The 26,208-nt window shown below is 43.8% G+C and carries 20 protein-coding genes; 18 read left to right on the forward strand and 2 right to left on the reverse strand.

The genetic code is table 11. From position 1 onward, the window contains the following. Window positions 1–46: 46 nt before the first annotated feature. Together AB6E85_RS19340 and AB6E85_RS19345 are read right to left on the reverse strand one after the other, a co-directional pair. The gene (locus AB6E85_RS19340) at window positions 47–766 is read right to left on the reverse strand and encodes a GntR family transcriptional regulator (protein WP_050621277.1); all 720 of its coding nucleotides are present in this window, start codon (window positions 764–766) and stop codon (window positions 47–49) included. Window positions 767–1,157: 391 nt separating this feature from the next. Further along, window positions 1,158–4,331, reverse strand: coding sequence for an HD domain-containing phosphohydrolase (locus AB6E85_RS19345; RefSeq protein ID WP_372143750.1), 3,174 nt, complete (start codon window positions 4,329–4,331; stop codon window positions 1,158–1,160). Window positions 4,332–4,703: 372 nt separating this feature from the next. Here AB6E85_RS19345 and AB6E85_RS19350 point away from each other — a divergent pair, with 372 nt between their 5' ends. The 18 genes from AB6E85_RS19350 to tssK all read left to right on the forward strand — a co-directional run bounded on the left by AB6E85_RS19350 (window position 4,704) and on the right by tssK (window position 26,206). Next, window positions 4,704–6,686 (forward strand): type VI secretion system Vgr family protein, encoded by a 1,983-nt coding sequence (locus tag AB6E85_RS19350; protein ID WP_372143752.1) that lies wholly within the window; start codon window positions 4,704–4,706, stop codon window positions 6,684–6,686. Between the two features lie 60 nt (window positions 6,687–6,746). Continuing rightward, window positions 6,747–7,307, forward strand: a complete 561-nt coding sequence (locus AB6E85_RS19355) for a DUF6931 family protein (protein WP_372143754.1) — start codon at window positions 6,747–6,749, stop codon at window positions 7,305–7,307. Between the two features lie 9 nt (window positions 7,308–7,316). Continuing rightward, a complete protein-coding gene (locus AB6E85_RS19360; protein ID WP_017110734.1) occupies window positions 7,317–7,616 on the forward strand; it encodes a PAAR domain-containing protein in 300 nt (99 codons plus the stop codon). A gap of 219 nt (window positions 7,617–7,835) precedes the next feature. Continuing rightward, window positions 7,836–9,296 carry an ImpA family type VI secretion system protein gene (locus AB6E85_RS19365; RefSeq protein ID WP_372143756.1) on the forward strand — a complete coding sequence of 487 codons (1,461 nt, stop codon included), beginning with the start codon at window positions 7,836–7,838 and terminating at the stop codon, window positions 9,294–9,296. A gap of 32 nt (window positions 9,297–9,328) precedes the next feature. Then, entirely contained in the window at window positions 9,329–9,850 is a 522-nt protein-coding gene (locus AB6E85_RS19370; protein ID WP_017110736.1) for a type VI secretion system tube protein Hcp, read from the forward strand. A gap of 19 nt (window positions 9,851–9,869) precedes the next feature. Next, window positions 9,870–10,373: a type VI secretion system contractile sheath small subunit gene (tssB, locus tag AB6E85_RS19375; RefSeq protein WP_009846607.1), complete on the forward strand. Its 504-nt coding sequence runs from the start codon at window positions 9,870–9,872 to the stop codon at window positions 10,371–10,373. Continuing rightward, window positions 10,373–11,851 (forward strand): type VI secretion system contractile sheath large subunit, encoded by a 1,479-nt coding sequence (tssC, locus tag AB6E85_RS19380; RefSeq protein WP_048606898.1) that lies wholly within the window; start codon window positions 10,373–10,375, stop codon window positions 11,849–11,851. The genes tssB and tssC overlap by 1 nt, the downstream gene beginning before the upstream one ends. 38 nt (window positions 11,852–11,889) lie before the next feature. Then, window positions 11,890–13,284, forward strand: a complete 1,395-nt coding sequence (locus AB6E85_RS19385; RefSeq protein WP_372143759.1) for a type VI secretion system contractile sheath domain-containing protein — start codon at window positions 11,890–11,892, stop codon at window positions 13,282–13,284. Next, window positions 13,284–13,706 carry a type VI secretion system baseplate subunit TssE gene (tssE, locus tag AB6E85_RS19390; RefSeq protein WP_048606902.1) on the forward strand — a complete coding sequence of 141 codons (423 nt, stop codon included), beginning with the start codon at window positions 13,284–13,286 and terminating at the stop codon, window positions 13,704–13,706. Before AB6E85_RS19385 ends, tssE begins: the two co-directional genes overlap by 1 nt. Further along, a complete protein-coding gene (tssF, locus tag AB6E85_RS19395; RefSeq protein WP_050621116.1) occupies window positions 13,699–15,450 on the forward strand; it encodes a type VI secretion system baseplate subunit TssF in 1,752 nt (583 codons plus the stop codon). Before tssE ends, tssF begins: the two co-directional genes overlap by 8 nt. 64 nt (window positions 15,451–15,514) lie before the next feature. Next, window positions 15,515–16,447, forward strand: coding sequence for a type VI secretion system baseplate subunit TssG (locus tag AB6E85_RS19400; RefSeq protein WP_372143762.1), 933 nt, complete (start codon window positions 15,515–15,517; stop codon window positions 16,445–16,447). Window positions 16,448–16,494: 47 nt separating this feature from the next. Next, complete coding sequence (tssH, locus tag AB6E85_RS19405; RefSeq protein ID WP_372143764.1) at window positions 16,495–19,107, forward strand: type VI secretion system ATPase TssH; 2,613 nt, start codon at window positions 16,495–16,497, stop codon at window positions 19,105–19,107. 9 nt (window positions 19,108–19,116) lie between these two features. Next, window positions 19,117–21,684 carry an MFS transporter gene (locus tag AB6E85_RS19410; RefSeq protein ID WP_372143766.1) on the forward strand — a complete coding sequence of 856 codons (2,568 nt, stop codon included), beginning with the start codon at window positions 19,117–19,119 and terminating at the stop codon, window positions 21,682–21,684. Next, window positions 21,681–22,679 (forward strand): ABC transporter substrate-binding protein, encoded by a 999-nt coding sequence (locus tag AB6E85_RS19415; protein ID WP_372143768.1) that lies wholly within the window; start codon window positions 21,681–21,683, stop codon window positions 22,677–22,679. The genes AB6E85_RS19410 and AB6E85_RS19415 overlap by 4 nt, the downstream gene beginning before the upstream one ends. Beyond that, window positions 22,666–23,394 carry an ABC transporter substrate-binding protein gene (locus tag AB6E85_RS19420; RefSeq protein ID WP_372143770.1) on the forward strand — a complete coding sequence of 243 codons (729 nt, stop codon included), beginning with the start codon at window positions 22,666–22,668 and terminating at the stop codon, window positions 23,392–23,394. The genes AB6E85_RS19415 and AB6E85_RS19420 overlap by 14 nt, the downstream gene beginning before the upstream one ends. 3 nt (window positions 23,395–23,397) lie before the next feature. Further along, on the forward strand, window positions 23,398–24,348 hold the full coding sequence (locus AB6E85_RS19425; protein WP_372143772.1) for an FHA domain-containing protein: 951 nt from the start codon (window positions 23,398–23,400) through the stop codon (window positions 24,346–24,348). Further along, window positions 24,345–24,833, forward strand: coding sequence for a type VI secretion system lipoprotein TssJ (gene tssJ / locus AB6E85_RS19430; RefSeq protein ID WP_372143774.1), 489 nt, complete (start codon window positions 24,345–24,347; stop codon window positions 24,831–24,833). Before AB6E85_RS19425 ends, tssJ begins: the two co-directional genes overlap by 4 nt. Before the next feature lie 41 nt (window positions 24,834–24,874). After that, the gene (gene tssK / locus AB6E85_RS19435; RefSeq protein ID WP_048606919.1) at window positions 24,875–26,206 is read left to right on the forward strand and encodes a type VI secretion system baseplate subunit TssK; all 1,332 of its coding nucleotides are present in this window, start codon (window positions 24,875–24,877) and stop codon (window positions 26,204–26,206) included. Window positions 26,207–26,208 lie beyond the last annotated feature (2 nt).

A 26,208-nucleotide genomic window follows, 5' to 3' on the forward strand; every position in this document is an offset into this window, starting at 1 on the left:
TATTTCTAACTAACTTTCATAACTACTGATGTTTAGCTCTCGCCAGTTAATCAAGATCTTTGGATTGAATTTGTTGTTCTATCAGTAATCGACTTCCCGAGATGTGTCTTCGCATTAGCATTTCTGCCAGCTCTTCATCACGGTTACGAATCGCTTGTAGGATGTATTTATGTTCATCAAGCGCCTCTTTTGGTCGAGACTGAGCCCTAGGCGATTGATAGCGGTACATGCGTAATAGGTGATAAAGCTCATCACACAGCAGCGAAATGAGTTTGCTGTTACGACTCGCTTTAATAATGCGGTAATGGAAATCGAAATCCCCATGTTGATGAAAGTAAGAAGAACCTTCGACTTCATCGATGTGTTTTGAGTGTGTCGACAATAACCCTTCAAGCCCGACAAGCTCTTCTTGTGTGATATGTCTTGCTGCGAGTCGAGCCGCCATGCCTTCCAATGCCTCTCGCACTGCGTACAACTCGAGTAGTTTGTCTGCCGAAAAGGTAATAACTCGAGCTCCTACATGAGGAATGCGTTCAATCAAGCCAAGCCCTTCAACACGCATTATTGCTTCACGTAATGGGCCTCGGCTTACCTCAAAGCGTTTAGCCAGTTCGGGTTCCGAGATCTTACTGCCCGGTGGTAATTCACCGTTAACAATCGCCTCAACGAGATACTCAGTGAGGTTTTCTGATTTAGTGTTCTCTTTATCGCTGACACGTGTTTTCGTGTTTGCACTTAAGCTGAGATCTTTTATCGCAGTATTCATATTCATGCTGCTCACTTCTGATTGCTGAACCTTAATTGTCAACAATTTCATAACATGAACATAAAATACACGAACAAATTGTCGACAATCAAGCTAATTGTCGACAATTTAGACTAAGGTAGTACTTTTTATAGACGATAAAAACTCATCCAAAAGGACACAAAAAACATTTTAACCATTTGTTATTTAGAGATTTAAACAGATTAACAACCACCAACCCGATACCTACTCTAAAATTATTTGAAATCGATGTGTCGACAACCTATCGTCAAACTTGTCAAAAGCAGCCCCTTTGTGTCTATCCACCTGCCCACCGATAAACAGATGTAAAAAAGGCGCACTCATGTGCGCCTTTCATTCATGGAACCCGTTCAAACAAGCCAACCTTTAATCAAGCAATTTGGCGGGTAACTTCGAGGTATTTGTTGATATCAACGAAATCAATTTGTTCTGGCTTCAGATACTCTTCTGCATAACGCAGGTGAGTACCGCTGGTTAAGAACAATCTAAACAGTTCGATATCGAGATGCTCGTCCAATGCCATCTTATACATGATGTCGACAGCAACACTGATTGGCTTCGCCTTCTTATAAGGCCTATCCGCAGCGGTTAACGCCTCAAAAATATCGGAGATCACCAGAATACGTTCTGGGATTGAAAGGTCATCACCAGTCAGTTTCCTTGGATATCCTGTACCTTTGAGTGTTTCATGGTGCGTCGAAGCATAACGAGGAACACGGCTTAGTTCTTTCGGGAATGGTAAGTTCTCTAGCATCTTAATCGTAGCAAGCATGTGCTCGTTTATCTTGAATCTGTCTTCTGCAGTCAACGTGCCGCGTGCAATACTCAGATTGTAGACTTCGCCTAGGTTGTATAAGTGCTCAGGTACATCCATTTTGATTTGATGTTTGGGGTCAAATTCTAACGGTCTATCTCTTTTCACTATATGCTCTGCTTTATCACTTAACAGTGGCTCTGTCGCAGGTAAACTTGCACTCGGTTCTCGGTTCAACGCCTCTATCGGTGATAAACCAAGTTGATCATCAAAGTTACGCGTCCAAGTCGTCTCAGCTATCGAGCGAATACGAGCGACTTTGTCATCACTCATGAATTCACCACCAACGTTCGATGTCGCGATAAAAGCAAAGTCATCTTGTAGCTGTTGTTTGGTTGTCGCAAGCTCATCGGTTATCTGCTGCGTTGATAGCGTACCTTCAAGTTGCTTTCTCAAAGCGGTTATTTCCGCATCACGCCAAAGTACTTCAAATCGAGTTCTCACCTCGTGAATTCGGTTGTAGTTCGCTTCTAGCTTCGTACCTTTATCGACGATGTGTTCAGGTGTCGTGATCTTGCCACAATCGTGAAGCCAAGCCGCAATTCTGAACTCACGACGTTCATCATCATTTTTAAACTCAAAATCTTTGAAATGATAGGACTGTGATTTCTCAGCCGCGTCAGCCAACATCAAGCCGAGTTCTGGTACACGATTACAGTGCCCTGCCGTATAGGCGGATTTATCATCGATAGCTTGGGCGATAAGCTTGATAAACGACTCCACAAACGCCTCTTGTGTCTGTTCATGCTGCTTAATCTCTGCCGCCATGCCTTTCACTGCTACAGAAAGCTCCCACACCTCTTTGATTCGCGTATTAAGCACAGACACATTATCGTAATCACGCTGCCTAATTTTTTGCGTTTCAGCTTTCAGTTGACGGATCGGTCGAACAATAGGCGCACCAAAGATCCAAGCCACTGGCAAGGTTAGGCTCATAAGAAGCACCGTCACACCAATAGACGTAGCAACTCGTTTGTTTACCGCGCTGTAGATTTCCGCTTCAGGTATCGCAACGGCAAAATATTCAGAGTAGTGCTCGCCCGTTTCAATCTTTTTCAGATACAGACGCTTAGGTTCTCCATTGAGCACAATCTTAACCATTTCGCCTTCGGTAGTAGCCGTCGCAGTACGTTCATAGAGTTCAGTGTAAGGAATGGTTGTGCCTGTATTGAGAGCATGATGATGGAACCATTTTTGTGACAACACTGCTTTCTGTTCATCAGTGAATGCGCGAATGGCTTGATTTAGGATTGGTAATAGCTGCTGATGTTTGTTCTGCAACACAATGTGGAATTGGTTTGGGTAATTAGCTTTGAGATCCAACAGCACTTCATTAACTTTCAATCTTGCATGGAAAAACTTATCCAATGAGAATTCCAACACAGGCTTAGCGTCGAGTACTGCAAAGCTCTCGCCACGATCAACAGCGTCAAATGCTAATTCCATGCTAGGAAACTCAACAAGCTCAATATTTGGGAAATCTTTTCTGAGTTGAGGAATAACCGACCACCCAGATAAAATCGCCACCTTTTTGCCGCTGAGATCTCCATAGTTTGAGACAGTTTGTGCGTTTTCTCGCGTTACAACAGAGAAAGGCAACTCGTAGATAGCATCCGTATATAAGCCTTTTACTCCGTTGCTTTCGTAATTCTGAATAGAGTGCAAACCATCGATGCTACCCTCAAGAAACTTGCCCGTTAGCTCGGCCCACGAAAAGCCATTAACAAACTCGAATTTAACGCCACTCATTTCACTGATCATTTTCAGAAGATCAACCGCATAACCGTGTGGCTGTCCGGATACTGCAAAATCCATTGGCCCCCAATCGCTTTGGTTAGAGAGTAACAAAGGAGGCGTGTTCTCAATGACGGCTTGTTGCTGAGCAGTCCAATCGATTTTACTTGTTTGAGGGAGTACATGTTTCGTTTCTGTATCTCGATTAGACGCAATGATATTGCCCGATTTGGAGTACAAAAAGGACTCTACCTGACTGTCTTCATCTAAACCTAACGCGCTCGCAGATAGCTTACTCGCTAACGAAGACAACACGATATCAATGCCGATTACATGTTGCGTGTCACCAACGGCCTTTGATTCAAAAGCTAAGGAATAAGTTTGTCCCGTGATCTGTAGATGCTGGAAAAGATAAGGCTGTGTTTTTTCAACTGTCTCAGTATTCGCGGAAACATACCAAGGCCGTGTCGTAGGAAAGTAATTGCTCGGCTCAGTCTTTGAGTCTCTGAGATTAAACTCGAGGTCGTAATACTTAGTCGTTCGGATACGACCTGCTTCTCTGTCGCTGATCTCAATCACCACCCAGCGGTCTGAGCGATCGGCACCAATTTTTTCTCTAACAAAAGGAGAAGATTCCAGATTGATAATTTGGAAGAAGCGCTCGTTAGAAGAGCCTATATAAATACTGTAAAAAAGAGGGTTATCTTTTATCGCTTCTGAAAGGATCCCACGCGACTCTTCGCGAGAGATTTGATGACTAATAGATCGATGCACTGAAGAGAGTAAGCGAGCGGTATTTATCGCATCTGAATCGACGTTGCCGATATAGTCGCTTAAATCCTGAGATACCATGGTCAACTTCGACAAGGTATGCTCGGTCGCCATTTTCTTACTGAAGTAGTATTGAAGTGAAACCGCGACGATCGCCGTCAGCACTGTCGCAAGTAAAAACATCCCTCCAACGGTAAACCGCAACGAGATTTTTGTGTTTGCCATTATTCTATCCTTGAATAACCACTAGCCCAGAAATGTAACATGCTAGCAATATTTATATTATTACTACGGCATACTACCTCTAGCAACACATTATTCTATATATTATTCAAGATCTCCCTATATCCCCTTCTACGTCGCAATATCATTGTATTTAAATGACATTTAACAATATAAATCAGCTGCCAATTACCATAATTAATTTAATGGTATTAGTTTTCATAAAATGGAAACACCTCACGCCTTTGTTGTCAGGCTTATTATATTATTTACTTTATGCTATAAATTTAGATATAAAATTTTAACATTAAGTCAGTTCGTTAGTATCGACATAACCTTATGTCAGAACATCTTCGAGCATTATCAGGCGAGCCTATGACGGATAATTTCTCCCCTTCTGCCAGCACTATTGTGGCAAAAGATTCTAAAAGCAACGAGCATGCAGTCAGCGATTTTGCTATTTCTGAGTACTTATCGAAGCCTTTTAAAATCGAACTAACCATCATCTCAAAAAACTTTGTCATCGATGATCAATTGGGGCAAAAGCTCTCTATTACCCGCTTCGTTAATGACACCGATAATTTGACCGCTACGCGAGTATTCAACGGTATTGTTACGCAGGTTCAATTACTGGGTATGGACGGTAACCTGCAGTACTCTAGTTACCGTATCACTCTAAGGCCTTGGTTCTGGTTGCTGAAGCACACCCACTCTTTCCGCGTTTACCAAAACCAATCAACGAAAGACATCGTTTCAGACGTGTTGACCCAAGCAGGCTTCAGTGGCTCATATAAGGCGGGCACCATGCCTTCGTCTAAACGTGAATATTGCGTTCAATACGATGAAAGCGACTTTGATTTCGTAACCCGATTGCTCGCAGAAGAAGGCGTTCACTACTTTTTCCAACACAGCGATTCCGACCATTTAATGATGCTGCAAGATGCGCAGAGCCCATTTCAAAAGTCGGATACTAGCAAACTCGACATGATTGAGGTCCCATCAGGCAGCAATCCATTAATCAACAAATGGATGCCACAGGGGCAATTTCATGGTGCTAGCATTGAGCTAACCAGCTACGACTACTCACAAACCAAATTGGTGAGCAGTAAAGAGAAGAAATCCAGCCATAAGATCGCCAACAACACCAAGTTGACCAAGCAGTTTTACCCTAACCTCGGTATCACTGGTGGGATGGAAGATCTCGCTAGCAACCTAGTCAAGAGGCGAATAGAACAGCTCGAACAAAGTTATCAAACCGTTGAAGCCGAAGCTCAACACGATTCATTTGAATTAGGCACTTGGTTCTCATTATCTTCCCATTTAGACAAGTCTCAACTCGGCGAGTATCTGGTCACAGAACTTCACATTCGATACAACACAGATAATCACTGTGAGGCTAAACTTACCCTACTCGATACGTCGATTCCTAATTACCCGTCACCGAGAGACAAAGCGAAAATCCACGGCCTGCAAAGTGCGATTGTTGCAGGCAGTACGGCGGGGGAAATCAATCAAGACGATCAAGGTCGCGTACGCATTCAATTTCATTGGGATACCGAAGCCTCTGGCGACAAAACAAGTTGCTATGTGCGTGTCGCTCAGATGATGGCAGGCAGCGGTTACGGTGCTCAGTTTATTCCGAGAGTCGGACAAGAGGTATTAGTCAGCTTCATTGATGGCGACCCTGACCAACCGATTATCACAGGAAGCGTTTATAACAGTAAAAATCCGCCACCTTACAAAGAGGCGAACGCCACGAAAACAGGTATTAGCACCAAATTAAGTGGCTTAGCGAATGAGCTCTATTTCGATGACAAGAAAGACAATGAGCTGTTGTACATGCACGCGACCAAAGACTTCACCAAAGAGGTCGAGAACAACCTGACGGAGACGATCAAAGGTGAGCTGATTCAGAAAACCACCAAGCAAGTGACCGTTTCAACAGAAGATAACTACACGCTTAGCTCGGATAAAGCGATCAGTGAAAAAGGCAAATCCATTTCACTTGAAGCCGATGACAAGATAGAGCTGACAGTTGGTTCAAGTAAGATCACCATGTCTTCATCTTCAATCAGTATCGAAGCCAGCAACATTGATATCAAAGCCAGCAGTGCACTCAACCTCGAAGGGATGAACGTGACCAGCAAGGCTACATCTGCAAACAAGATCTCCGGTGTGACGACAGCTTTGGAAGCAACGAGCTCCAACAGCATTAAAGGCCTCAGTGTCGCGATTAAAGCCGATACCACCCTCTCAGCAGAAGGTTCATTAAGTGCCGAGTTTAAATCCGGCCTAAAAGGCACTTTCGATGGTGGCGTGATGGGTGAATTAAAAGGTGCGATTGTTAAGGTGAATTAGCGAATTTAAATCGCCAACACTTAAACCACGCCGCAGTACAAATTTAGGTAGAACGAAAACATGTATAAAAAGATTCCGTATCAGACAGGCCGACAATTGCTCGATAGATTCTCAAGCTCTGATGAAGCTCAAGCGCTGATCGATGAAGAACTCAATATTGACGACTCCATTGAAGCGTTGTTGGAAAAAGAGCTCTATTTCGATTTGGTTCAGTTCCTTGCCCACGGGCTTCCGGTTCGAGAAGCCATTTGGTGGGGCGCGCACACGCTCGATGCAAGAAATGACGTCTGGTCTGCAATGCAAAAGCAATGCATTTCCACAGCTAAAGCTTGGGTCAAATCGCCATCAGAAGAGCAAAGGCGCAAGAGTGAACTATTCTCTAATAAGCTCAAATTAAATTGCGGGCCTTCTTGGTTAGCCCAAGCCGTATTTTGGAATGGTTCTGGCAGTATTGTGGCACCTGATTTACCCAATGTACTCCCAGACCCTTTTCTGTACTCGAAAGCGGTAGCAGGCGCGATAAACCACTCCGCAGCACTGCCCAATTGGGATAAAACCGACGAGTACTATAAGAAATCTATTGGAATGGCCCTTGAGCTTGCCAAAGGCAGTAAGGCATAGGAGTTATTGATGACGTTAGCCGCACGATTAACTGACATGCACGTTTGCCCAATGCAGACACCCGCTGTTCCGCCGATCCCTCACGTAGGTGGGCCAATCAGTGGGCCCGGAGTACCAACCGTTCTCATTGGCAATATGCCAGCCGCGACGCTTGGGGACATGTGCGTGTGTGTCGGGCCTCCAGATAGCATCATCAAAGGCAGTGCCACTGTACTCATAATGAGTAAACCAGCAGCACGCATGGGAGATACAACCAGCCACGGCGGTACAATTGTTCTAGGTATGCCAACTGTGATGATTGGAGGCTAAATGCCTTACTTTTCATAGGGTTTCAAAAAACCGTGACATCGGTCCACTTTCTTAGATGAAGTTCAAAGTTTTGAGTAAATATCTATTTTGCATGAGACTTTTCACGAAAAAGCTCTAGAATTAATAAATGTTAACAAGTGTTTACGAAACATAAGGATTATGTATCAAATATGACACTTTAGTGCGATCAGGATAACAATAGATTTTTACAGGATGTATATGACAGAAATCGCTCGCCTACTTGTTCCAATCTCGGATGAAGAGCCTTCAGGCTCTTATTTGAAGTTAGATCGAAGTGCCTATCGCAGTTTGAGAAACGTTTACAATAGCGCTCAATCCTCATTTCGACAGTTGGTTGAAACGCCTGATGCATCGTCTGATCCCGCTATCGTCGATGCCAATACAGACAACTGGGCTGAATTAAGAAAGATTTCAGAGGAAACGCTGACTTCACAGTCTAAAGACTTAGAGATATTAGGTTGGTACATCACGAGTCAACTTTTTACTTCTCAACCATTTCATAACCTTGCTAATGCTATCCCGGCTTTAAACCTTTTCATCGACCAATTTTGGGATACGCTAAACCCTATGCTTCCAGAAGCTAAACTCAAAGCTTCTGACGATGCAGGAAAAGCGAAGGAAATCACTGAATTTAAAACTAAACCCCTACTTCAACTCGTTGGTGAGTCTGTTGATTCAAGTTCCGTTTATATTCCTTTTCAAATGCTTGATTTTTGTGCAGGCGTTACTTTTGGTGATTACCTCACTGCTGAGCGTAAAGGCAATATCGCAGAGCTAAAAGAATCAGCATTAGGCTCATTTGATGGAAGTGTTTCAGAAACACTCTATCTACTTGCGAGTATTTTTAGTGAATTAGAGATTGCTGAGAAAAACTTAGCTGAAAAGTGCCAAGCTGTTGGTGCGACCGTAATCAGCTTCAACTTCATTAAGACAAACGTACGTGACTTAATTAAAGCGATACATTTCCTTGTTGGAGAAAAATTCGCTCCTTGGCCTCTGGATGACAACTTCCACGTTATCCAAAATTCAACAGAAGCACCTCAACAAGACGATTCGACACACTCGGCACCTATGCAAGCTAGTGCTCCCCAGAATGACTCGAGCCTAACCACTGAAACAAGCCAAAATTCAGGGTCAAGTAACCCGGTAAATCAAGGTAACGGAAGCGTGGCTAGTGACAGCCAAGCACTAAGCAACCTTGCCCCTCAAAACCAGACTCAAACGATTGTTCAAAACGTCTCGAGCATTAACGGCATTGTTAATCGCGATCATGCGTTTCAAGAAATTAGAAAAATAGCTGAGTACTTTAAAGAAACAGAACCTCATAGCCCTATTGCATTCTTACTCGAACGTTCAATTCGTTGGGGCTATATGAGCTTCCCAGAGTTACTCCAAGAAATGGTTGGCAATGAAAGTGTCATCGCCCAAATCAATCAAATGACAGGAATGGACAACCTAGACAAAACCGATTTGTCAGGAAAATCCGTTCCAGCAATGACTTCCGCTCCGGAGAGAACTCCGGTAGCAACACAGACTATTGAAGAGCCAGCGGCAGTATCGCCAGTTCCTGATAGTTCAAATAGTACGACAGATATAAACCAAACATCTGAACCGACTTCCAACTCATCATCGAGCAGCCTGCAAGATTTTGAGTGGTAAAGCACATTAATGCGTTGAGCAAGGAGAAAGTAATGGCTTCTATTTTTATGAGAATTGATGGTACGACACCAAAAGGTGCAGCAACGGTAGAAAAGATCGGGGGTAAAGATGGATTCTTTGCACTTGATAGCGTTTCTTGGAGTGCAGTACGTGGTGTTGGTATCGATGTAGGTAATGCAAACAATGCGGACCAAGGTATGGTTGCTCTTGGTGAAGTCAACATGACTCGTGGCTGTGATGGTGCAACACCTCATCTAACCACTTTCTTATATGCGCCGGGTCCAGAAGGTCGCACTGTTGAAATCGTTATGACAAAACCAAACCGTGAAGGTTCTGGTGCTGATCCATATCTGATTCTAACGCTTAAGATGGCTCGTATGTCTAGCTACAACATGTCTGGCACAGACGGTTCACTTCCAAGCGAGTCTTTCAGCCTAACCTACACAGAAATTTCTAAGGCTTACTACATTGAAGCAGACGGCGGTAAGATCGAGAAAGGCCCTGAGGTTGGCTTCGATGCGACTACAGCTAAAGTTACTTCAACTGCTAAGTAATTAAACAAGGAGAGTTACCGTGGCACTAAATTCCCAACATAAACGCGTAAGTAAGAACCGCGTAAGTATTACCTATGACGTTGAGACTAATGGCGCTGTAGAAACCAAAGAGCTCCCTTTTGTTGTTGGGGTTATTGGTGACTACTCAGGCCATAAGCAAGACAAAGAAGAAGTGGAAGATCGTACCTTCTATAACGTTGATAAAGACAACTTCGACACTGTAATGAAGCGTGTTGGCCCTGAATTATCCCTAAAAGTTGACAATGTACTTGCCGGTGATGACAGCCAGTTTGAAGCGAGCCTTAAGTTTGACTCGATGAAAGATTTCGAACCTGAAGCAATTATCGAACAGGTTGAACCGCTGAAAAAACTCGTCGAAACCCGTAATCAACTGAAGGTACTTCTTTCTAAAGCCGATCGTTCCCGCGATCTAGAAAAGCTGCTTAAAGAAGTTCTACAAAGTGCAGATACGATTAATGCTCTTTCTGATGAGCTTGGCATTAAAGAAGAAGGAGCTGAGTAATGAGTACTGAAACTGAGAATCAAGCGCAACCGGAAGCAGCGGAAGGCTCACTGAGCTTCCTAGACCGTGCGATTGAAGCAACCACTCAAACTCCTGCAGACACGACAAAAGAACTGTTTTCTGTACTTACAGAGCAAGCTCTTTCTGGCACCGTGACGTGGGATAAGAACGTTACAAAAACAATTGAAAACGCAATCTCAGAGATCGACAAGAAGCTATCTCAACAGTTATCTGAAGTCATGCAACAAAAAGACTTACAGAAGCTTGAAGGCTCTTGGCGTGGTCTACAAAAACTCGTTAAAGAGAGCGAACTTGGTCGTGATCTAAAGATCAAAATGGTCGATTACACTCAAGAAGAGCTGCTTGATCAATTTGAAGATGCACCAGCGATTGACCGTAGCCCGTTATTCAATGCGGTTTACCAAGGTGAGTTCGGTACCGCCGGTGGTGAACCTTACGGCACATTCATCGGTGATTACGAGTTCAGTGCGAAAGATGAAGATGTTGCTCTACTTCGCTACATGGGTGAAGTTGCTGCAGCGTGTCACGCACCATTCGTGGCTGCTGCCAATGCTGAGATGTTCGAGTTTAATGACTTCCAAACATTCTCTGAAGGCAAGCCTGTTGCTGCAGGTTTCGACTCTCCTGCTTATGCTGCATGGAATTCATTCCGTGAGAGTGATGATGCTCGTTACGTAACTCTAACACTGCCACGAACTCTTGCTCGCCTACCTTATGGTGACAAAGGTTTGAGTACTGATGTCTTCGCTTATGAAGAGCTTGGTACTGATATGGATGGCAATCCTAAACCAACCAGCAATGATCAGTTAGTTTGGTCTAATGCAGCTTATGATCTGGGTCTTAAAATGACTCAAGCTTACACGGCTTCAGGTTGGTGTACGTCTATTCGCGGTCTGGATAACGGTGGTAAGGTCGAGAACCTTCCAAACCTAACGTACAAGTCTGAAGCGGGCGACCTACTTCAGCAGTGTCCAACAGAAGTCAACCTAACGGATGAGCGTGAAAAAGAGCTTTCTGACCTTGGTTTCCTTCCTTTAGTTCACTACAAAAGCTCTAACTACGCTGTGTTCATCGGTGGTCAAACAACTCAGAAGCCTAAAACCTTCACGGACCCAGATGCAACGGCAAACGCGGCAATTTCAGCTCGCCTACCTTACATCATGGCAAGTAGCCGTATCGCCCACTACCTAAAAGTAATGGGTCGCGACAAGTTAGGCTCGAATCTTGAAGCTCCGGATATCAAACGAGAGCTGCAACTATGGATCGACCAATACACCAATGCGGGTGCCATTGGTAATGAGCAACGTGCAAAAACCCCTCTTTGTGAATCTCGCATTGAAGTGGTCGAGCAACCGGGTAAGCCAGGCGCATACTCAGCTGTCGCTCATCTAAGACCTTGGTTACAACTTGAAGAACTGACGACCTCAGTTCGAATGGTTGCTAAGATTCCAGGCTAATATGGATTTGGCCGGAGCAATCCGGCCAAAAATTTTGTATGAAGTTAAATACAGAATGGCAAAACAGATTCAATCAATTAGATGACACAGATAATACCTTTATGAAAGAGGCTTTATCTCTGTTATCTGAGCTAGACAAACACTCCTTAAGCTCTAAATCCTCACTAATTTCATTTATATCTACACTTATATCAACAATCGATTCCAAACTCAGTTTACAGCTTGATGAAGTCCTCCATGAACCAGAGTTTCAAAAACTAGAACGCAACTGGTTAAGCCTTCAGCAGCTTGTTTCCCTACCCGTCAGTTACCAAAGAGCGCATGTAAAACTGCTCGATATGAACTGGGCGGAGATCTCTAGCGACGTCAATCAAGCCTATTCCACCAAATCCAGTGACTTGTATAACAAGATTGGTAATAACGAACTGAATACCTTAGGTGGTCACCCTTTTGGTTGCATCACCTTTAGTCATCCTATCTCGATGGACATCGATTTTGATGCCGACTACGACGATCTGTTTACCGTAGAACTGTTAGGCAAATTAGGCGAAGCGACCCTCTGCCCTATGTTGTTTTCACCCGTATCAACCTTCTTTGGTGAGAGCGGCGCCGATTGGTTATCTGATATCGAACGTATCAATAAGATCCTTTCCGGCCCCGACTTTAAAGCGTGGCAGGATTTACGCAGTAAGCCGAGCTCTCGCTTTATTGGCATGGCGCTACCACAAATCCGCCTGAGAGACGCATACAAGAATCGACGCGCTGGCTTCATTTACAACGAGCAAGGTCAAGGAGCTTGGGGGTTAGCCAATATGGTACTGGCTACCACTATCATGCGAGAGTTTCACCGCGTGAACTGGTTTGGCTTCCTAAAATCCCGTTGGAACGACAAGCTGCAAGGTGCCGTCGTTAACCTACCAACCAATCACTATTTCGACAGCCATCTGCAAAAACCGGTGACGGATATCAGCTTGTTCGGCCAACTGTCGAACTTCTACGCTCAAAGCGGCTTTATCCCATTAGCGAAGAGCCCGTTAACCGATAAGTTTTACTTCAATGGTAACAACTCAATTTGGCAGTGCGGACAAAACGACAATGACAAAGTGCTCACGCAGATTCAAACCACACTGATGTCTTGCCGAATTGCTCATTACCTAAAAGTTCAAGTAAGAGAGATGATCGGCAGCTTCAACAACGCTACCGAGTGTGAACTGTTTTTGACCCATTGGATTGAAAAGTTCTCGAGTAACGTTTCATTTGCCAATGAGGAAACCTTATCCAAATACCCACTCAGCTTCGCCAAAGTGAGGGTGACGGAATCGAGTTCTCAAGCTGGCAGCTTCGCTTGTACTCTGCGCATTGTTCCTCAATACCAATTTGATTACTTCAGTGGTGAAGTTGTGCTGACCACCGACCTAAATGAGGTGGCGTAATGAGCTTTTGGAAGACCTTTATCAGTGATTCAAAGCCCTATCAGGATGCGGAGATTGAAGACATCAAGTTTCATCTCACCAAGCTACTTGAAGCAGAGGCATCATTGACAGATATCGATAACCGACTGATAGAAGTCAATCGCTCGAACTTAAAGTTTGGTATCGAAGATATTCAATTACTAAGTGCCACTCTAGAAAAAACACAACTGACTCTGCGTATTGAAACGTGGATAAAAAGCTTTGAGCCACGACTCCATGACATCTCGGTAGAGCTTGGAGAGCGCAAAGAGGGTGACAACTCACTGTCGTTCAACATCATCGCCAAGGTTAAGACAAGTCATGGTGAACAAGACCTTATCTTTGACTCCAAAATAGCATTAAGTGACCTAACCACCTCATTAGAAGAAGATAACTATGACTGAACCTATTATGCGTTACTTCGAGCAAGAACTGGCTTTTGTGCGCCGTTCATTAGGTCAGTTCGGTCAGGAGTACCCGACGCACGCTGAGAAGCTCAATATTCATCAGGGGAAGATTGAAGACCCTAGCATGGCTCGTCTATTAGATGGCGTCGCACTATTGAATGCTAAGGTAGAAAAGAAACTATCAGAGCAGTTACCTGAAGTCATCGAAGGTATACTAGGAGTGCTCTATCCTTCTTATATACAAACCGTTCCTAGCGTTGCTTATCTTGAGTTACTCGCAGAAGAAGGCCCGATTGAATCGAGTACTTTGCCAAAGGGTTCGCTTTTCTCAAGCACAAACACCAAAAACGAATGTCTATTTAGAACGGTTGATGAACTCAAAATAGCGCCGTTTAGCTTAGGTAACATCAAAGCGCTTAGCGCCCCGTTTAGCTTCAATAGACCCAAATCGGCGAATCAAAGCTCAGCGGTCGTTCAGATCTCACTGAACACCGGCGACCCTGAAGTGCATTTCAGCCACTTAGAACTGAATGACCTCGACTTTTTCGTCAAAGGGTTTGAAAACAATGCGGACTCTCTAGTCGAACTTCTTCTCAATAACACCTTAGCGATTTCTATCTCAGACAACGACTACGCTCGACATGTCACCATTGACAGCCACCAGCTTAAAAATCGAATCAGCGATCTCGAGTTTAAGTTTTTACCTGAGCATGGTAATCAATTCACGGGCTACCAACTGATTAACGAGTTTTTCTTTTTCAAAGAGAAGCGACAGTTCTTTAGGCTTAAGAACTTTGCGGATTACGCAGGCCAATTTGATGAATCAGAAGTCATCATTAACTTGTTCATGTCGTCATTGCCATCCGAATTTATCCGCCTATTCAATAAAGATGTTTTCAAGTTAAACGTAATACCAGCGATTAACTTGTTTGAGCAAACAGGCGAGCCTATTGCGTACGATCACAGAACCCTTTCAGTTCCTGTGAATGCCGACGCGCACAGCGACAACAATATTGAAATCATCGAAATTCAGAAGGTGTACGAAATCACGCCTAACGGCGAAATACCGTTAGTTCCTCTTTTTAAAGAGAAGTACACCCACAATCAGCAATATGACTACTGGCAAAGTAAACACAATCACTTTGGTGAAATGAGCATCGCAATCTCGCTATCTGAAGCGCCAGAAGCTGAATTTAGCAAGCTACTTGGTACTCATTTACTGTGCACAAATGGCAAGCAAGCGTGTGGCGTAAGCGGTACTTTAGAATGTCTAGAGAGTATTGATTTACCCGGTGAGTTTTCACCTATTTATCCGCCTTCGGCCCCCATCACAAAGGAAGTCGACCAAAATATCCATTGGGAATTCATTAGCTTACTGAACACCAACTTTTCATCACTGGTGCAGTCAAGCAATCCGGTTGCTGACCTCAAGCATATGTTGAGTTTGTGCAGTCGAGAACAAGTATCGAGCGCTGAAATTCAAATGATTCACTCGATCACGTTTAACTCTCAAGTGTCTGCGATTCGCGTTCTAGGCAAAAATGTATTCTCTCCAGGAACCGAGATTGAACTCACACTCGATGCAACCTCGCCCTACTTGGCGTTTGCCGACGTATTAAATCGCTTCTTCCAACAGTTTTGTAGTTTTGATCGATATATACAACTCAAGATCCGAATCTACGGACGAGATGGTGTCGTTAAAAAGTACCCTAAGATTCACGGTAGTCAATTGTGCTTATAACTCAGCGAATATCGGCAATCCTGCGAACGGGAAATAACCAGAGCTTAGACTGCAAGGGGGATATATGAAGCCTTTCATCGAAGACCTAGCCGCTCAGCCTGAAAAGTACGATTTCTCTCAGGCAATGAGGCTATTGGAGCAGCTTCAGTCCCAAAGTAGAGCGCCGATACAGATCCAATTGAAATCGGAGGCGATGCCGACTGGCAACTCTCAAGAGATCCAATACTTCTCGTTAAAGGGGAACAAAGCCAAACTCAGATTGGCAAAACAAGCGCTCTCGGGCGTTAAAGGCGTGATACCTAATTACATATACGAAGAGTTGTTAGCCGCGATCCACAATGAAGATCATTCGCTGCAAGATTTTCTCGACGTATTTAATCAACGACACTTTGAAATCACCTATCGAACCAATGCTCGACGTTGGCTACTCGTTGAAAGTGAGCAAAACCCAAAGAAAACAGCATTATTGAATCACTTTGCTGCGCTTGGAAAAGAGCACAAAGAGTATCTCCAATATTCACTACTGCTAAGCCAACAAAGCCGAAACCTGACAACTCTGAAAAAGATTTTGAATGACTTTTTCCCTTACTCCATCGAGGTGGAGTGCAAGGCATTTGAACAGCGTCTATTACCGACCGACTCGTTAACTCGCATCGGTGTTAATCGAGATTTTAACAGTCGCTTAGGGCAAGGTTTTTTGGTCGGCAAAACCTGCCTAGCGCATTTCAATAACTTGAGTATTTTTGTTACCCCAAAAAACAGAAATGAGTTCCTCGAGATTCAACAAAATGACCAATTTGCAAAAGCTGTGTTGTCTTTGACTCAGCACTATTTAAAAGACAGTACGCCTGTTGCCATTTATCTGAACGTCAAACGTTCATATTTAACCAAACCCCGTTTATCAAGCAAGGTTTCTATAGCCGCTCGTTTAGGTGAAATTGACTACCTTGCACCGGAGCGTAACCCCCATGAAACCGTAAAGATTTTGCTTTTGTAGTTCATAAATACGGAATGTGTAGATTATAGAGATACAAGGAATTGACTATGACACAAGTAACTCTCACTAACTTAGTAGGAAAGCTATCTCCCGAACTGAAGCAAGCGTTGGAAGCGTCTGCGGGCGCGGCGATGAACCAAGGTGTTGGAGCGATAGAAACAGAACACTGGATCCTTCAGCTTATTTCCCAAAAAGATCCGAAGCTAATGGCGTTGTGCGAATCTCAAAAGCTGTCATTAGACGCCTTAGTGAATGAGCTTTCCAAGAAAATATCTATGCTTCCAAAAGGCAGCGAAGGTCAGCCGACACTAAGCCATGGCTTAACTGAATTAATCAAAGATGCTTGGATGATTGCATCGGTAAACTATGGTCATGGCGAAATCGTCAGCTTGCATCTAATTCAAGCGTTGATGCAACAGAACGTGTTAGGCGTCAGCACCCTGCAGCTAGAAACACTGAGCAGTGTTTCACTCGAATCTCTACAAGGTCTGATAAAGAAAACCCCTATTGCCCGAAATTCTGCAGCGCCTTCAGCCGGTGGCTCTGTCGATACTACCCCATCAGGTAACGACGCACTGAGCAAGTACACGGTTAATCTGACTCAACAAGCGATTGACGGCAATATCGATCCTATTTCTGGCCGTAATGCCGAAGTAAGAAAAGCGATTGATATCTTGTGTCGTAAGCGCCAAAACAACCCGATTATGGTCGGTGAACCCGGCGTAGGTAAAACCGCTGTTGTTGAAGGCTTAGCGTTAAGAATCGCAGCCGACGAAGTCCCTAGTGCTCTACAAGGCGTACAGATCCACTCTTTAGACCTTGGCTTACTGCAAGCTGGTGCGAGCGTTAAAGGTGAGTTTGAAAACCGCTTAAAAGACGTCATCAACGAAGTGAAAAGCTCAGAAGTACCCATCATCGTATTTATCGATGAAGCCCACACCCTTATTGGTGCAGGTGGCGCTGCCGGACAAAACGACGCGGCAAACCTTCTAAAACCAGCCTTGGCGCGTGGTGAATTCAAAACCATCGCCGCGACAACTTGGGCGGAATACAAAAAGTATTTCGAAAAAGATCCTGCACTGACACGTCGATTCCAAGTCGTGACCATTGAAGAGCCTAACGCAGAAGATGCAATGCAAATGCTGCGTGGTGTAGCCGCTTCATTGCAAGCTCACCATGGCGCTTTTATTGCTGAATCCGCGATTGAAGCGGCGGTCAACTTATCTATTCGTTACCTTCCAAGTCGCCAACTGCCAGACAAAGCCATTAGCCTACTTGATACTGCGAGTGCACGAATCGCACTGACACAAGGTGCGAAACCAGAAGTATTAGAAACGTTAGAGCAAACTATTCGTTACCAAGAAAACGAGAAGTCAGCGTTAGAAAAAGAAGATGCGTTGTTCTCAAATAGCGCTGAATTGATCAAAGAACTCACACAGTCGATTGAAGAAAACCAACAAGCATTGGCAGCGTATTACACACGTTGGGAAAAAGAGATTGAGTTAGTTGACCAAATCAAATCGGTTCAACAGGAGATCACCGAAGAACAAGAGCAAGATACTGTCGACGCTAACAAGCAAAAACAGCTCGACACCCTGCGTACCGAATTAGCCGACCTGCAAGGTGAAGAACCTCTTGTTTACGCCATGGTAGATGACAACACCATTGCTCAAGTGATTGCGAATTGGACCGGTATTCCTGTTGGCAACATGATGAGTGATGAAATCGCCAAGCTGCTGACCTTAGAAGACGAGCTTAATACTCGAGTTATTGGTCAAGATGTTGCGAAAAACGAGCTTGCAAAAGCGATTCGCATATCACGCGCTGGGTTAACCGATAATCGTAAACCGATTGGTGTGTTCCTGATGTGTGGCCCAAGTGGTGTGGGTAAAACTGAAACCGCCATGGCACTTGCGGAGCAACTGTACGGAGGTAGCAACGATCTTACCGTGATCAACATGACCGAGTTTAAAGAGGAACATAAGATTTCGATGTTACTCGGCTCACCTGCAGGCTATGTCGGCTTTGGTGAAGGCGGTGTGTTAACGGAAGCTATCCGACGTAACCCATACTCAGTACTACTATTGGATGAGATGGAGAAAGCGCACCCGGGCGTACATGACTTGTTCTATCAAATCTTCGATAAAGGCCACATCAAAGACAGTGAAGGTCGAACTGTCGATTTCAAAAACACCATCATCATCATGACGTCGAACGCAGCTGACCAAGCTATCTGTGATGTGTGTGCGAAGACAACAGATCGTATCGACAACGACGAGCTACTTGAATCGATTCGTCCAGACTTGCAACAATACTTCAAACCGGCTTTCTTAGGACGAACTACCATTGTCCCTTACTACCCACTTAACGATGAAGAGTTAGCGAAAATCACTGAGATTTCGCTAAATCGAATCAAGAAAAAGCTGGCTGAACAGTATCAAGCTTCCTTTACTTGGGACGCAGACTTCATTCAATTCGTGGTTGACCGTAATACCGATCCAACAACAGGCGGCCGTGCAGTCGAGCAAATCATTAACCGCTCATTGATGCCGAGATTAGCTGAAGAGTGTATTGGAAGACTAAGCCGAAGCGAACCTATTACTCAAGTCACCGTTAGCGCGACCAACAATAGTGCTGACTTCGATTTATCGATTAAGTAGGTTTTAACTATGAACAGCAAAGCCAGCCAAACATTGACCAAACCTTCATTAATTAACCTGTCACTTAGGGTTAAGTTGATGCTTGCTATCATGGCGGTTTTGCTGTTTTCCATCACCTTAAATGCAACGCTGAACTATTTTAATTTCGAGAAAAGGCTCACTGAAACCTCCGACTCCATCTATGAAATTGTATTAGAAGAAACACATAACGATATCAACCAAGCGATCAGTTTAGGCTTGCCTCTCTCAGCAATATCAAACATCCAAGGCATGTTGGATCGTCGTTTAAAAATCGTTGATGGTATTACTGCTTTGGTTGTCGTCTCAAGCTCTGGCGAACGATTGTTTGGTACCGGAGAACAAAACAGCGAGAATAACCGTCAGCTATCGCTCGATATCACCAACTCTTTTGGATTAGTTGAGGGGCAAGTAAAACTCTACTACTCCACAACTCTGTTAGAACAACAAAAAACCTTCTTACTCAAGCTCCAGTTTCTCTATTCGGCAATTTGGATACTACTCTCTTGCCTGTTTGCCTTTGTCGCCTTGAAGTATCTATTGAAAGGTATTGTCGGCCGAGTAAAAGGCGCTACTGCGATCTTTGAATCCGCGACTGATTCGGATGAATTACTGCCAACGATTACCCAAGCTCACAAGGCACTGCAATCCCCAAACTCATTGTCTAAATTTGAGAAGTTGAAAAACAAGCACTTTCCAGTGTTTATCATCTCTCTTGCCATCCTGTTGACCATCATTGCTAACCTAGGGGTTTCGTATCAATCATTAGACAAATTTTCACAGATTTACGAGGTTAAGCTCGAACAGAAGTCCAACCTGATTGGCGACTCTTTAAATCAAATGATTAAAGAGCTACTCGATAAAGGCGTTCCTGCCGATAAGCTTCATGGCCTCGAAGACGAATTTGCGTTCTTCGTTGATCATCATAGCGAGATTCTATCGATTAACTTTGAAGGACAATCGGGCACTTCTTATCGTTATCCTGCAAAACAAGTTGAGCACCCTTCTATCCGCGAATCGACATTCTCACTCAACAACAACCACACAATTCAACTAAACGTCACCACCGACAACAACTTGATCATTAACCTGCTTAAAGAAAGCGTCATGGACATGATTACCGTGTTGGTTGCGTCTTGCCTTGTGGTTGCAGAAATCATTCTGTTCATGTGTAACTTCATGATTATTTCGCCTTGGAATCAGGTAAAGAAAGTGTTCATGTTGGTCAACCGCGACATCGTGAATCACTTAGCCAAGATCTCTACGCGCGATGAAATTGGCAAACTGCTCAATCTGACTAATCAAGCGATTACTAAACTCAACCCAAATCAGCCATCTCAAGATATCGACAAACAAGACTTTCGATTCATTCGCTTGCCACTGTTTTTATTGGTGTTCTCAGAAGCATCTTCACTCGCCTTCTTCCCTAGGTTTGTCTCTTCACTGGAAAATACAACCGGTTGGATTCCTGAAAACCTAGTCACAAGCTTACCCATTTCTCTGTTCATGTTGTGCTGGGCTATCTCACTGCCATTTGCAGGTTACTGGTCAGATAAAGTAGGCAGAAGACATTCATTGATGACAGGTGGACTCATCACTTGTATAGGCTTGGTTGCTACTGCTTTCATTCAATCTCTCGAACTCCTGTTAGTAGCTAGAGCTTTTACCGCTGTAGGCTACGGTATCGTATTTATTTCAGCGCAAGGTTATGTGTCAGATACCACTAACGATTCCAATCGCACCAAAGGAATGGCGACTTTCTTATCATCATTCTTTTCTGGCTCTTTATGTGGCGCCGCCATTGGCGGGATCCTCGCCGAGAAACTTGGATACTCAGAAACATTTATGCTCGCAGGGCTATTGGCAACATTGAGTGTCTTGTTGGTCTATGTGTTCTTTGAAAAGTCGACCACCAGCAACGCGAGTAAACCCGTTCAGCTGAAAGACTTTAAGCTGTTATTAAGTAATAAGTATTTTGCATTAATTACGATATTCAGTGCGATACCGGCGAAGATCGTACTGACAGGCTTCCTCTACTACATCTGCCCTGTCTATCTGCAATTCCTAGGCGAAAGCAGCTCTGTTTCTGGACGGGTGATTATGGCGTATGGCCTCGCTATCATATTAATTTCACCATTAAGCGCGATATTAGTTGATAAGCTTAAAAACAAAATGGCCTTCATTTTTATCGGTGGTTTGCTTTCATCCCTTGCCTTGCTCAACTTCTACTTCTTCCAAGGCACATTAGGGCTGCTACTTATCGTCATCATTATTGGTATTGCACACGGCATCTGTGTTTCTCCACAAATACCTTTGGTCATCGACCTCCTGTCTGGTCAGGGCATAGAGAAGGGAAAAATCATCGGTATATTTAGACTTACTGAGCGTATCGGTAATATCGCGGGGCCAATGCTGGCCGGGGTTTGTTTGAGTATCTTCGGTTACGACCAAACCATTCTCATATTTGGCGCGTCACTCCTCGCGAGCTCCTTTAGTTTAATTGTGTTTTTCTCGATATTCCTGAAATCTGATAAACAGAAGCTAGGGGTTCAATCATGAGATTTATAGTGTTCTTTCTTAGCTTTATTTTAATGTCCCCATCTTCATTTGCTAAGAGTGATGAAAAACACGTCATTCTTTTATTATGGCGGGGAGTAACGGACGCCGAACAAGGCTTCATGGATTATTTATCCCAACATATTGATGTGAGATTTACCGTTCTTGATGCAAACCGAGATAAAGCTCAGCTCAAACAACATATAAGAGATCTAGAATATAAAGAAGCCGACCTCATTTATTCATTTGGTACCACTATCACATTGAATTTATTAGGAACTTACACTGAACCTAGCGAATTTAGAATAAACAACACGACGCCCGTTGTATTCAGTATCGTGACCGACCCAGTGGGTTCGAAGTTAATCACTGATTTATCTTCAACAGACAGAAATTTTACTGGTGTATCGCACATCGTACCCCATGAAATACAGTTTAAAGCGATAGAAAAGCTCAATAACATTTCAAGCCTTGGGGTTATATATAACGCTGACGAAAATAATTCGATTATCACCGCAAATAAAATGATGGAGTTATCGGAAATTTATAACAAGCGTGTTATGTTGTACCCATTAAACATTGATAAAACCAAGTCAAACAGCGACTTAATTAACATCACGATAAATAATATGAAACGTGATGGTATCGATATGGCTTATTTACCCCCGGATTCATACATTATCACCCAAGGTGGGGAAGTCGTATCGGGGCTACATTCCGCAGGTATACCTACTTTTTCGGCGACTGAGAGCCCGATAAGAAAACATAAGGCCCTGTTTGGCATTGTCAGCCGTTACTACAATGTTGGTCAGTTCGCTGGATACAAAGCGAAGAACATATTGAAAGGAACTCAAAAAGCTTCAGACATCCCAATAGAATCACTAAGCCAATATTCCTATATTGTTAATATCGAAGCCGCTCATAAGCTCGACTATTACCCGCCAGTGTCTATTTTGAAGATTTCTGAAGTGATAGGACACTCTAATGACGTTAACTAGAGCCTCTACCATCAGACTATCGTTAGTCACGCTACTCATCTCGACGTTTTGGTCGATGAGTGTCTCTGCTCAAGTAAAAATTGGGCCATCTCGTCTAATGCTGACTACACAAGATTGGCCGCCGTACCAAACCTATGAAAATGCCTCAATGCAAGGAATCGCCCTAGACAAGGTTAAATGCGCCTTAGGTATGATGGGACAACCTTATCAACTGACTATGACCACTTGGTCTGATGCACAACTGCGCGTGCATAGCGGTAGCCAACACGGCTTTTTCGTCGCCACTAAAACTTCTGAGCGTGATGAATACGCTACGCTCTCGGCACCTATCGCAAAACAGACGTTGAATTGGTATTTTGGTCCAGGAGTGGAGCCGAAGGTTGATGAATTGTCAAAGTTAAACCTTAACTTTTCTGCCAAATTTGGCTCAAACAAATGGTTTTGGCTAAAACGTAATGGATTTAACGTCGTTAAGCAGCCACGAGATGCTAAAGTATTACTAAGACTTTTAAAACAAAGGGAAATTGATGTTGTTTTAGAAGATGAGTTGGTCTTTAAAAGAGAGTTGAACAAAGCCTCTTTACCACTCGATTACTTCAATTCGACGAATTTAGATACCAAGGATATGGGGGTCTATTTTTCGAATCGATTCCTTAAAACCTATTCGGGTTTCTTAGACAGTTTTAATTCAGCCATATCCAAGTGCAAGGAGTAGCCATTGTCCATCAGTGTCCACATGATTTCTGTACCTGCTGAAGAGGTTGTTTCCTCTAGAGTGACGTATCTGCCCGAAAGTGGCGGAAGCCTAGGTCGTTCTCCTTCATGTGACATTGCGCTACCCGATCAATCAAAATGGATATCTAGAACTCATTGTCAGATCTACCCGACAGATCGTGGATACGTGATTAAAGACATCAGTAACAACGGCGTATCGCTAAACGACAAGTCTTTGGCAAAAGAGAAAGAGTATGTCATTACCGACGGCGACATCATTAAACTTGGTGGCTATACACTTCTGGTTAGCTTATTGAGTGATCCAAAAGTCAACGCGGCCAATAACACCACACAGGATGAAACTTTTATAGAACCTTTTAACTTAAAGCTTGATGACAGCGATACTGACTTTTTAGATGACTCACCAGAAGTTGCTACCGTTCAGAAGACCTCGAATTTCTCTTCAAAGAATGTTCTGAGTGACGACCCCTTTTCATCTGATCCATTTGAAGATTTAGACGATGACAAAGTCATACCGAACATTGAAGTAGACGAAATCTCTCACGCCGATAACAACACGCTCTCTTCTGCAGAGTTAGAATATCTGCCAGTCAATGTTGAGAACAATACTCGCATTGAAGAGTCAATCGACAAGCTCATCACGCTGACCGAAAAGAACCAACAATACTTACAGAATCCTCAGCTGCAACAAAAAGCGCTGTTCGATGCCCTAGAACAAACTGTTGATCAGTTCTTAAATGAGTTCGCACCAAAGCAGCTTGAGAGCCAGTTTAGTGAATACGTAAGTAGCGGCATTTTTACCAACAAAGATAAAAAGTATTGGAAGATCTACCGTAAACACTTCCAACACCGACAAGACAACGGAGATTTCAGACGTCAATTCAAAGCGTTGTTTATGGAGAACATGCAGAAGCAAAGTGAGGAAAGAGAATGAAAAGCCTCATACTCTTATCGCTTTGTTTACTGATCACAGCATGTTCTTCATCGGACCCAGCTCCTGTTGTCACTCAATATTCGTTGACCGTTAAAGCTGATGCGACCGTCAACCAATACAACGACGACCAAGCGAACCCAGTTGTGGTTAGGCTTTACCAACTTACGGATCAACAGCTGTTCAAACAGCTGCCGTTTATTGATTTGTACAACAATGACTTGCAGCTATTGGCGGCAAACTTAGTTTCAAAACGGGTGTTACCGATAGTACTGCCTAACTCAGAGCAAAAGCTGACGTTAGACATCAACAAGAACACGCAATACATTGCAGCTCTGGTCGAATTCGCTGATTACCAGAATGGCACAACCAAGACCGTTTTGATTATGCCTTCAGATCCAGAGCAAACCTTAGAGTTAACGATTACAGGGAAGAAAGCAGAGTTAGCCGTGATACAGCCTGACTCGAGCTGGTGGCAAATCTTTTAATAAAAAAGCCAATATATAAAAATAATAGAAAAGGATTTTACGTGGACGCTTTCAAAAAAGTAGTGTGGCAAGAAGGGATGTTTATTGCCCCTCAGCACTTTCAGCAGCAAGATCGCTATGTGCAAAACTACATTCGTCAGAACATTGAAACACTGGCTGGTTTTGCCCCTTTCTTTGGCATCACCGAGCTAGTGCTTAACCACGATCTCTTAAAGATCGGTAAGCTGTCTATACCGAGCTGTTCAGGTGTTTTCCCCGATGGAACCCAATTCAACCTCAAGCAAGAGATTGTTGTCGATATTCCGCAAGGCACCATTGAAACTATCGTTTATCTTGCTCTGCCAATCTCTTTGCAAGGCAATAATGACTACAGCGAAGATGGCCAAGAACAGAGTCGTTACATCACCCGTTCAATCAATGTATTCGATACTTCTACCTCCGAAAACGCCAGTGTCGAAGTCGACGTAGCTCAGCTGAATATCGGGCTCAAATTCGCGGGAGAAGACACCTCTGGCTTTACCCTAATTCCAGTGGCTAAGATTTTAGAAATCAGCGACTCAGACGAAGTCATGCTTGATAGAGCCTTCATCCCTGCTTGTTTGCATTACGGCGCTTCTACCCTCCTCAGCGAGCGAGTCAAAGAGATCCACGCGCTGGTAAGCAACCGAGCTCAAAACCTTTTAAAACGCATTGAAGCTGGCCAAGGTCAAAAAAGCCCTCAGTCTATGATGCAAGATTTTCTATGGCTGCAAACTCTCAACACATGGCTACCGTGGTTTGAGTTGACCATCAGCAACACCAAGTACCCGACCCACGAACTGTATTCGAAGCTAAAACAGTTTGAAGCTCAAGTCATGGCGTTAACACCAGCGATTCCAGGTGAGTGTCAGCCTCTAAAATATGACAAGCTCTATGACAACTTTAACCCGCTGTTTTCGAGTCTACGAAACCTACTCACACTTGTTCAACAAGATTCAGTCATCGAGTTCAAATGGGATATCTCTCTGTTTGAGAAACGCCGTCTACTTCGCACGTTAATCAAAGACCCAAGCAGCGTTTATAACCGTCGCTTCGTTCTAAGTGTTAAATCCGACATCAGCAGTACAGAGCTTAATGAGTTGTTCCCAATCTCGGCCAAGTTAAGCAGTAACAACAAGATTGTAGAGCTAGTGAGAAGCTCGCTTTCTGGTATCTCATTGACACCGCTTCCGATTGCACCAAGCGAGCTTAAGCCGATGCAAGGCGTCGCTTATTTCGAAGTGGATACTAAGGACCGAAATTGGTTAGACATGCTAGACACACGTGACGCGATTGCCCTCCACGTTGATGCGCGCATTCCTGCTCTCGAAGTCGTTCTATACGCGTTGAGATAATG

The organism is Vibrio sp. 10N.247.311.51, from assembly GCF_041467855.1.
Lineage (GTDB): Bacteria > Pseudomonadota > Gammaproteobacteria > Enterobacterales > Vibrionaceae > Vibrio > Vibrio coralliirubri.

What these genes read in the sequence shown, in the direction of transcription:
- AB6E85_RS19355 (WP_372143754.1), top strand. Translation starts at nt 6,747, where the DNA reads ATGTATAAAAAGATTCCGTATCAGACAGGCCGACAATTGCTCGATAGA.
- tssJ (WP_372143774.1), top strand. Translation starts at nt 24,345, where the DNA reads ATGAAAAGCCTCATACTCTTATCGCTTTGTTTACTGATCACAGCATGT.
- AB6E85_RS19415 (WP_372143768.1), top strand. Translation starts at nt 21,681, where the DNA reads ATGAGATTTATAGTGTTCTTTCTTAGCTTTATTTTAATGTCCCCATCT.
- tssH (WP_372143764.1), top strand. Translation starts at nt 16,495, where the DNA reads ATGACACAAGTAACTCTCACTAACTTAGTAGGAAAGCTATCTCCCGAA.
- AB6E85_RS19360 (WP_017110734.1), top strand. Translation starts at nt 7,317, where the DNA reads ATGACGTTAGCCGCACGATTAACTGACATGCACGTTTGCCCAATGCAG.
- tssF (WP_050621116.1), top strand. Translation starts at nt 13,699, where the DNA reads ATGACTGAACCTATTATGCGTTACTTCGAGCAAGAACTGGCTTTTGTG.
- tssC (WP_048606898.1), top strand. Translation starts at nt 10,373, where the DNA reads ATGAGTACTGAAACTGAGAATCAAGCGCAACCGGAAGCAGCGGAAGGC.
- AB6E85_RS19400 (WP_372143762.1), top strand. Translation starts at nt 15,515, where the DNA reads ATGAAGCCTTTCATCGAAGACCTAGCCGCTCAGCCTGAAAAGTACGAT.
- AB6E85_RS19345 (WP_372143750.1), bottom strand. Translation starts at nt 4,331, where the DNA reads ATGGCAAACACAAAAATCTCGTTGCGGTTTACCGTTGGAGGGATGTTT.
- AB6E85_RS19340 (WP_050621277.1), bottom strand. Translation starts at nt 766, where the DNA reads ATGAATACTGCGATAAAAGATCTCAGCTTAAGTGCAAACACGAAAACA.
- tssE (WP_048606902.1), top strand. Translation starts at nt 13,284, where the DNA reads ATGAGCTTTTGGAAGACCTTTATCAGTGATTCAAAGCCCTATCAGGAT.
- AB6E85_RS19420 (WP_372143770.1), top strand. Translation starts at nt 22,666, where the DNA reads ATGACGTTAACTAGAGCCTCTACCATCAGACTATCGTTAGTCACGCTA.
- AB6E85_RS19365 (WP_372143756.1), top strand. Translation starts at nt 7,836, where the DNA reads ATGACAGAAATCGCTCGCCTACTTGTTCCAATCTCGGATGAAGAGCCT.
- AB6E85_RS19385 (WP_372143759.1), top strand. Translation starts at nt 11,890, where the DNA reads ATGAAGTTAAATACAGAATGGCAAAACAGATTCAATCAATTAGATGAC.
- AB6E85_RS19410 (WP_372143766.1), top strand. Translation starts at nt 19,117, where the DNA reads ATGAACAGCAAAGCCAGCCAAACATTGACCAAACCTTCATTAATTAAC.
- AB6E85_RS19370 (WP_017110736.1), top strand. Translation starts at nt 9,329, where the DNA reads ATGGCTTCTATTTTTATGAGAATTGATGGTACGACACCAAAAGGTGCA.
- AB6E85_RS19350 (WP_372143752.1), top strand. Translation starts at nt 4,704, where the DNA reads ATGACGGATAATTTCTCCCCTTCTGCCAGCACTATTGTGGCAAAAGAT.